At 68.5% G+C, this 8,124-nt stretch carries 8 protein-coding genes and 2 pseudogenes; 1 reads left to right on the forward strand and 9 read right to left on the reverse strand.

The window, feature by feature from the left end:
* Positions 1-6 precede the first annotated feature (6 nt).
* The 5 genes from truB to infB are packed head-to-tail and all read right to left on the reverse strand — an operon-like array spanning position 7 to position 4,497.
* Positions 7-978 (reverse strand): tRNA pseudouridine(55) synthase TruB, encoded by a 972-nt coding sequence (truB, locus tag VGL40_14195; protein HEY3316415.1) that lies wholly within the window; start codon positions 976-978, stop codon positions 7-9.
* A complete protein-coding gene (locus VGL40_14200; GenBank protein HEY3316416.1) occupies positions 975-1,949 on the reverse strand; it encodes a bifunctional oligoribonuclease/PAP phosphatase NrnA in 975 nt (324 codons plus the stop codon). Before VGL40_14200 ends, truB begins: the two co-directional genes overlap by 4 nt.
* Complete coding sequence (gene rbfA, locus VGL40_14205) at positions 1,946-2,365, reverse strand: 30S ribosome-binding factor RbfA (GenBank protein ID HEY3316417.1); 420 nt, start codon at positions 2,363-2,365, stop codon at positions 1,946-1,948. The genes VGL40_14200 and rbfA overlap by 4 nt, the downstream gene beginning before the upstream one ends.
* Before the next feature lie 31 nt (positions 2,366-2,396).
* Positions 2,397-2,678 carry a DUF503 domain-containing protein gene (locus VGL40_14210; protein ID HEY3316418.1) on the reverse strand — a complete coding sequence of 94 codons (282 nt, stop codon included), beginning with the start codon at positions 2,676-2,678 and terminating at the stop codon, positions 2,397-2,399.
* 1 nt (position 2,679) lies between these two features.
* Positions 2,680-4,497: a translation initiation factor IF-2 gene (infB, locus tag VGL40_14215; GenBank protein ID HEY3316419.1), complete on the reverse strand. Its 1,818-nt coding sequence runs from the start codon at positions 4,495-4,497 to the stop codon at positions 2,680-2,682.
* A 604-nt stretch (positions 4,498-5,101) separates the two neighbouring features.
* Between infB and VGL40_14220 the strand changes: the two genes are divergently transcribed.
* Positions 5,102-5,626, forward strand: coding sequence for a hypothetical protein (locus VGL40_14220; protein HEY3316420.1), 525 nt, complete (start codon positions 5,102-5,104; stop codon positions 5,624-5,626).
* 26 nt (positions 5,627-5,652) lie between these two features.
* Here VGL40_14220 and VGL40_14225 read toward each other — a convergent pair.
* From VGL40_14225 to rimP, 4 genes and pseudogenes are all read right to left on the reverse strand, one after another.
* Positions 5,653-5,724 (reverse strand): annotated as a pseudogene (locus VGL40_14225) (translation initiation factor IF-2 N-terminal domain-containing protein).
* Between the two features lie 86 nt (positions 5,725-5,810).
* Positions 5,811-6,053 (reverse strand): annotated as a pseudogene (locus VGL40_14230) (YlxR family protein).
* A gap of 68 nt (positions 6,054-6,121) precedes the next feature.
* Positions 6,122-7,603, reverse strand: coding sequence for a transcription termination factor NusA (gene nusA / locus VGL40_14235; protein ID HEY3316421.1), 1,482 nt, complete (start codon positions 7,601-7,603; stop codon positions 6,122-6,124).
* Positions 7,600-8,124: ribosome maturation factor RimP (gene rimP / locus VGL40_14240; GenBank protein HEY3316422.1), on the reverse strand; the 525-nt coding region annotated here is incomplete at its 5' end. The genes nusA and rimP, both read right to left, overlap by 4 nt.

Below are 8,124 nucleotides of genomic sequence, written 5' to 3' on the forward strand. Positions count from 1 at the left end.
CGACCCTCATCCTTGGTTACCTCGCGCTTCGTTGCCTCGTGGAAAAGCCTTCTCCAGGTGGACCAAGGTCGGCCCCACGGCCGCCACGGTCGGTTCCCGGCGCCCGACGGCTACAAGGTCGCCGCCCTGGGTCACCTTGACCCAAGGCCGCCCGGCCGTCTCGGAGGAATCGGCCTTGATCAAGCATCCGGTCACCGTCCGCCAGCGGCCGGAGGTGATGGCCGCCGCCTCTTCGGCCCCCACCCGCAGTTCCGGCCAATCCCTGAGGAGATCCGCCGCCGGCCGGAGACAGTCGGCCAAGCGCTCGGTCTCCCGGGCGGCCGCCAGCTCCTCCAAGGTGGCCCCGTTTTCGAGGGTGAATCCTCCGCTCTCCAGACGGATCAGGAAACCCATGTGTCCTCCGCAACCGAGGCGCCGGCCGACGTCGGTACAGAGGGTGCGGACATAGGTCCCTTTCGAGCAGACCACCTCGAGGGTCGCCTCGGCAAGGTCCCCTTCGCCCGCCGACACCGAGGCCCGATAGTCGAGGACCCGGAGGTCCCAGATGACCACCGGACGCGGTCGGCGCTCCACTTCAAGGCCGCGCCTGGCCAGCTTGTGGAGGGGCAGACCGCCCGCCTTGAGGCTGGAATACATCGGTGGGACCTGCTCAATCGGGCCGACGAAATCACCGAGGATCGCCTCGAGGTCGCTCCGCCCGGTGACCACCGGCCGTCGTTCGATGACCTGTCCGGTGGCATCCTGGGTGTCGGTGGTCGCCCCGAGGACGAGCCGGCAGCGATAGACCTTCCGACCCTCCTGGAGGTACTCGACCAGCCGCACGGCCGGCCCGATCAGGACGTTCAGGACACCGGCGGCCGCCGGGTCGAGGGTGCCGCTGTGCCCAACTCGCCGCACCCCGGTCAATCGTCGAACGAAGGCCACGACGTCGTGAGAGGTCATCCCAGGGGGCTTGATGATGACGAGGCCCCCGTTCACTCGCCGACCGCCTCCAGGGCGGTTCCGATGACCATGGCCTTGGCCGCACCCAGGTCGCGGTCGCGGATGAGGCAGCCGGAGGCCTTGGCGTGGCCACCACCCCCGAATCGGGCTGCCAGGGCGGCCACGTCGACCCGGCCGCGCGACCGGAAACCCACTCGGACCAAGTTGGGGCCGACGGCCTTGAAGAACAGGGCCACCTCGACCCCCTCGATCTGGCGGGGGTAGTTGATGATCCCGTCGCTCTCGCTGTCCGGGGCGCCGGCCGTGGCAAAGTCGGCCGGCGTCAGGGTGACCCAGGCGACCTTCCTCTGAGGACTGAGCTCGAGCGTGTCGAGGGCCCGCGAGAGCAGTCTGAGGCTCGACTCGGAACGAGTCTCGTAGAGCTTCGTCGCCAGGGCGGCCGGGTTGGCTCCGGCCCGGACCAGGGCAGCGGCGATTTCCAGACCCTGCGGGCTCGTGCTGTCATAGTGAAACGACCCGGTATCGGTAATGATGGCCGTATAGAGGCAGGTGGCTACGTCCGGGGTGAGGGTCACCCCGAGCGCCGACAGGAGGTGATAGGCCAGTTCTCCGGCGGCCGACGCGGCCGGGTCGACCCAGGCGACCGTGCCAAATCCGTCGTTGGTCCCATGGTGATCGATGTTCAACACCACCGGGCAGGCCTCGACGAGAGGACGGACGGCTCCGGTGCGGTCGATGGCCGCGCAATCGGGAAGGATGGCCACGTCGAAGGGGCCGATCGCCCCCTCCGGGCTAACCAGCGAGTCACTCCCGGGCAAAAAGGAGTAGGCCGGAGGAAGTGGGTCGCCCCCGGCCACGATGACTTCCTTTCCCAGCGACGCAAGGCCGATAGCCAGTCCGAAGGCCGTGCCGAGGCTGTCACCGTCGGGGTTCTCATGGAGGACCGTCAGGAAGCGATGACCTCGCCGCAAGGCTTCCAGAAGGGCGGCCGGGACCAGAGCGCTCACTTGGCGTTCCCCTCCGGCGGCTTCCGCGCCTCCGACGCCCCCGGGGCCGCCTCGGGCTTCGCCGGCGTTCCCTCGTCCTTCTTGATCTGGTTCAGGATCTCGGCGATCCTGACCCCGTGGGCGATCGAGGTGTCCAGCCGGAAGACCATCTCGGGGGCGTAGCGCAGCCTGATCCGCCGGGCGATCTCCGAGCGGATGAACCCGGCCGCGCTCTCCAGACCCGCCAGGGTGGCGGCCTGCTGCTCTTCGTGGCCGAGGACGCTCACATAGACCCGGGCCTGCCTCATGTCTTGAGTCAGGTCGACCCGGGTGACGCTGCAGAAGCCAATTCGAGGGTCCTTCAACTCGCTCTGCAGGATGTCGCTTATCTCTTTTTGAAACGACGCGTTCAGGCGCTCAACCCTGGTCTGGGACATCTTCCTCACCTGCGCCTTTTTGTTCTGGGGTCTAGAGGATATCGATCCGATAGTCGATGAGATCGGCCCCCGAGTTCCGCTCGATGAAGCGGACGACGCCTTCGAGGACTTCGCGGGCGAAGTCCCCGTCATTCGAGACGGCCGCCAGTCCGATGTCGGCCAGGTGGTGGTGATCCTGGTGGTCGACCTCAGCCACCGAGACGTTGTAGCGGTTCTTGACCCTATCGATCAGGCTCTTGACCACCCGTCGCTTGTCTTTCAGGGATTCCCCAGCCGGTAAGGACAGCCGGCAAAGGCAGGCGGCGACGACCATCTCACGGGGCGACCTCCCGTTTGATCTCCTCGGTGGTGAAGGCTTCGAAGACGTCGCCTTCCTTGAGGTCGTTGTAGTTCTCCAGTCCGATGCCGCATTCGTAGTCGGCGCTCACTTCCCGGACGTCGTCCTTGAACCGCCTCAGGGAGTCGATCTTCCCCTCCCAGATCACCCGGCCTTCCCGAAGCACGCGGACGCCGGCCGTGCGGGTTACCTTGCCTTCGGTCACGAAGCACCCGGCAACCACGCCGACCTTCGGGACCTTGAACAACTGGCGGACCTCGATCCGGCCGAGGACCACCTCGCGGATCTCCGGCGCCAGCATGCCGACAATGGCCGCCTTGACGTCGTCGACCGCCTCATAGATGATCCGGTAGGTGCGGATGTCGACCTTCTCTGCCTCGGCCACTCGTCTGGCGTTTGGATCCGGCCGGACGTTGAAGCCGATGATCACCGCGCCGGAGGTCGAGGCCAGCATGACATCACTTTCGCTGATCGAGCCAACGCCGCCGTGGATCACCTTGACCTTGACCTCGCCCTGCTGGATGGCGGACAGAGCCTTCTCCAGGGCCTCCACGGACCCCTGAACGTCGGCCTTGACGATGAGGTTGAGTCCCTTCATCTCGCCTTCCTTGATCTGCCGATAGACGTCGTCAAGGGTCAGCCGCCTGGTGGCGTCCTGTTCCTCTTTGCGCTTCTTCTCCTGGCGTCGGGAGGCGATCTCCTTGACCTTGCGTTCGTCGCCGACGACCAGGAAGGTATCACCGGCGGCCGGAACGTCGACGAAACCCTGGACCTCGACGGGCTGCGAGGGGCCGGCCTTCTTGATCCGCTTCCCCTTGTCGTCGACCATCGCCCGGACCTTGCCCCAGGTGGCCCCGCAGGTGAACACATCGCCGACGCGGAGCGTCCCCGATTGGACCAGCAAGGTGGCCACCGGACCGCGGCCCTTGTCCAACCTGGACTCGATGACCGCGCCCCGGGCCGGCCGGTCCGGATTGGCCCGGACGTTCTCCAAGTCGGCCACCAGTAGGACCATCTCGAGCAGGGTGTCCAGCCCATCCTTGGTCCTGGCCGAAACCGGGACCATCACCGTCTTGCCGCCCCAGTCCTCGGCCAGCAGGCCCTGGTCGGCCAGTTGTCGCTTGACCCGTTCCGGTTGGGCCTCGGGCTTGTCGATCTTGTTGATCGCCACCACCAGCGGCACCTCAGCCGCCTTGGCGTGGTTGATGGCCTCGATGGTCTGGGGCATGACTCCGTCGTCGGCGGCCACGACCAGGACGGCCACGTCGGTCACCTGGGCCCCCCTGGCCCGCATCGAAGTGAAGGCCTCATGGCCCGGGGTATCGATGAAGGTTATCTTGCGATCGCCGCGTTCGACGGTGTAAGCCCCGATGTGCTGAGTGATGCCGCCGGCCTCGGTGGCCGTGACGTTGGTCTTGCGGATGGCGTCGAGCAGTGAGGTCTTCCCGTGGTCGACGTGACCCATGACCGTGACCACCGGCGGGCGAGTCTTGAGAAGGGTTTCGTCCTCCTCCTTCTCTTCCTCGATGGCCGCCGCTTCCACCTCGACCTCGGGCTTGACCTCCTCAACCTGGCAGCCCAGTTCCGTGGCGACGATCCGGGCCGTCTCCTGGTCGAGCTCCTGGTTCAGGCTGACCATCATCCCCATGCCCATCAAGGTCCTGATCACGTCGCTGCCTTTGATCGCAAGCTTCCCGGCCAGTTCGGCGACGGTCAGCGGACCTTCCAGGCGGATCGGCTTGTTGGAACGGACGACCGGCTTCTTGGCCTCCGGGGCCTGGCGGCGCTGGGGCATCGAAGCCGGACCGCGGCCCCCATAGCGGGCCGCAGGTCCGCGCGCGGCCGGACCGCGGCCGGTCGGCCGACCAGCAGGCACCGGCTGCCTCGGGCCGCCGGTCGGGCCCGCGGCGGGCGGACGATGACCAGGCTGACCTCCGGGCGGCCCCTGCCGCTCGGGGCGGCGTTGGTCCGGACGGCCGTATTGACCGGCGGGAGCGCCGAACTGGCCTCCCGGACGTTGAGCCGGCCCCATCGGGCGCCCTTGCGGTTGCCCCTGGCGCTGCATCGGAGGCTGCCCGGGGCGTTGCCCCGGCGCCTGTCCAGGGCGCGGACCCGGACCGGCCGGCATGACCCGCTGGCCGGGTCCCGGCCTGCCGGGTCCAGCCCAAGGACGCCCGGGCTGTCCGGCCGGCAGCGGCCCGCGTCCAGCCCCCGCCCCCATCGGCCGCTGGGGCGGAGAAATGGGGCGCGAACCAGCCTGAGCCGGCCCGGCTCCCGCTGGACGGGGCTGGGTGGGCGTGACCGGCCTCGGCTGGGTCAAGGGACGGGGCCCCGCCGGCTGAACCGCCACGGGCTGGACCGGTCTCGGAGCGGCCGGGCGGGCCCCGGCGGATGGAGCGGTGGGAACTACTGGGACTACCGAGGCTACCGGGGCCGCCGGGGTAGTCGCCGACGCAGCCGGGCGGGCCGGCGCCGGCACGGTGCCGGTGGTCGGCGTCACGGCGACCTGGGCGGCTGCCGGAGGGGCAGTCGCCCCGGCCACGGGAGCCGCCGGTGGGACAGGGGCCGGCTCGGCCGGCTGGGCTGGAGAGGGCGTGGGTGCCTCCGCGGCGGCCTCCGGGGCCGCCTGCACTTTTGTCGGTTGGTACGACTCGGACTTGCTCAGTGGCCGGCCGATGCCCTTCCCCAGGGTGACCCCCAGGGGGCGCCCGGTCGGGGTGGCCGGCTTGATCCCGCCGGCCGGCGGGGTGGGCTGGGCAACCCGTCTTGGGCCGGCGGTGGTGGGGGCAATCGCCGGGCCGGCGACCGCGGCCGGCGCCGGCTTCACAGGGGCGGCCGCGGGCTTGGCAGCCTTGGCCTTCGAGCCGAGCATCAGGACGGCCCTGGCCCGGTCGGCCTCGGAACCCTCGATCACGCTCATGTGATTGTGGACGCTCACGCCCATTTCCAGCAGCGTGTCGAGGACCTTCTTGCTCGGCAAGTCGAGTTCTTTAGCTAGTTCGTAGACTCTAATCTTACTCACCCTATCACCCCCGAGTTCCCGCCTGGCCCTTTAACCGGGCCGGGCGGCGCGGCCTTGCGGTCCGCGCTCTCCGTAATTGCCGACCTCAACTGGGCGAGAACTTCCGGGGAAAGGCTCTGCGAAAGCGCCTTCTCCAGGCTCTTCGCCTTGAAGGCCAGGTCAAGGCAGTCCTGGTTGGGACATATGTAGGCCCCGCGACCGGCACGCTTTCCGGTCCAGTCGATCTCCACCGACCCCTCCGGGGTTCTGACAATCCGGGTCAGTTCTTTCTTCGGCTTCATCTCTCGGCACCCCAGGCAGAGCCGCAAGGGCACCCGACGCTTCTTCACCCATCATCACCTCATCGTCAAAACCCCCATGGGTCCAAGCGCGGTTGAGCCGTTCGAGCATCGGCCGGTCAGGGCCGATGCTTTCCGCCACCGCGGCGCTTCTTCTTCTTCTTGTCGCCATCGGCGTCCCCTCCGCCCCACTCATCCTCACGCCCGGTCCAGCTAACCGGGGCGGGCGGGGCGCCTGTGGCGGTCGGCGCTTGCTCCGGGACCGCCCCCGGGACGGCGACTGGATCGGAGGCCGGTGCCGGTTCGTCGCCGGGCTCGCCTGCCGGAAGGGCCTCTGCGCCCTGGTCCGGGAGGGGCTCGGCCGCATCACCCTGGGCCTCGCCGGGCAGCTGTTCACCCTCAGGCGGAACCCCCTCCGCCGCCTCAGCGGGTAGGGCCTCACCATCGGGAAGAGCGCCGGCCTCGGGGGCTTCCCCGGCCTCGCCGGCTTCTACCGGAACGGCCTCAGGCTCGGCCTCGGGGGCCTCCTCGGGCCCGGCGACTTCGAAGGCACCTTCCTCGATCAACTTCTGCATCTGGGTCTCGCTCTTGATGTCGATCTTCCAGCCGGTGAGCTTGGCCCCCAGGCGGGCGTTCTGCCCTTCCTTGCCGATGGCCAGCGAAAGCTGGTAATCGGGGACGACGGCCCGGGCCACCCGACTTTTTTCATCGATGTAAACCGTGACCACCCTGGCCGGCGAAAGGGCCTCGGCGACGAAACGCGACGCCTCGGGGTCCCAGTTGACGACGTCGATCTTCTCCCCGCGGAGTTCGTTGACGACCGCCTGGACGCGCATCCCCTTGGGCCCGACGCAGGCGCCGACGGCGTCGACGCGCTCGTCGTTGGACCACACCGCGACCTTCGTCCGCGAGCCGGCCTCGCGGGCGATTGACTTGATCTCGACCACGCCGTCATGGATCTCCGGGACTTCCAGCTCGAAGAGGCGCTTGACCAGCCCCGGATGGGTCCGGGAAAGGACGATCTGCGGCCCCTTGGTCGTCCGTTTGACCTCGACGATGTAGGCCTTGACCCGCTCACCCTGGCGGAAACGCTCCGCCGGCACCTGTTCGGTGGGCGGTAGGACGGCCTCGATCTTGCCCAGGTCGACCAGGATGTTGCGCCCCTCCTGGCGGTGGATCAGGCCGGTGACGATGTCGCCCTCGCGGCTCGAGTATTCCTCGTAGATGATCCCGCGCTCGGCCTCCCGGATCCGCTGCACGACCACCTGCTTGGCGGTTTGAGCGGCGATCCGGCCGAACTCCATCGGGGTCACTTCGAATTCCATCGTGTCCCCGGCCTCGTAGCGGGGGTCGACGCTCCGCGCCTCGTCGAGAGAGATCTCGACGGTCGGGTCGGCGACCTCTTCGACCACGACTTTTCCGGCCAGGACGCGGATGTCGCCGTCCTCATGGTCAATGACCACTCGGACGTTCTGCGTCGAGCCGAAGTTGCGGCGATAGGCCGAAATCAAGGCGGCCTCGATGGCCTCGATTAGGAGGCTCTTGGAGATGCCCTTCTCCCGCTCGATGTCGTCGAGGGCGTCGATGAACTCCCGGTTCATTTGCGGGCCCCACCTCGTTTCTCACCATTCGGTAGGTCGGGGGCGAGACGCGCCCGGGCGATCGCGGCCAGCGGCACGCTGATTTCCCGGCCGTCATCCATCGTCACCCGGACCGCCGGGGCTTCCTCGGCCACCTGGCGCCCGTCGGGCGAAGACCCCTCCGGTGTCCGAAGAAGCCCGACCAGCCTTCCATGCAGGCGGCGGCTTCCGTCGATCGCCACGTGCGTCCGGATCTCCACCCGGCTGCCGGCGAACCGTTCAAAATCCGCTTCCCGCTTGAGCTTGCGCTCGAGACCCGGCGACGCGACCTCCAGGGTGTAGGCGTGGCCGATGGGGTCCGACCGGTCGAGCGTCTCACTGGCCGCCGTGTGGGCCGCCTCACAGTCGTCCAGGGTCACCCCTCCGGGTTTGTCCACATACAGGCGGAGGTACCACCGGCCGCCCTCGCGGACGTACTCGAGGTCGGCAAGCTCCAAGCCGACCTGTCGGCAGGCCACCTCGGCCAGCCCTTCGATCTCCTT

Source organism: Bacillota bacterium, assembly GCA_036504675.1.
Lineage (GTDB): Bacteria > Bacillota > Sulfobacillia > JAJYWN01 > JAJZPE01 > DASXUT01.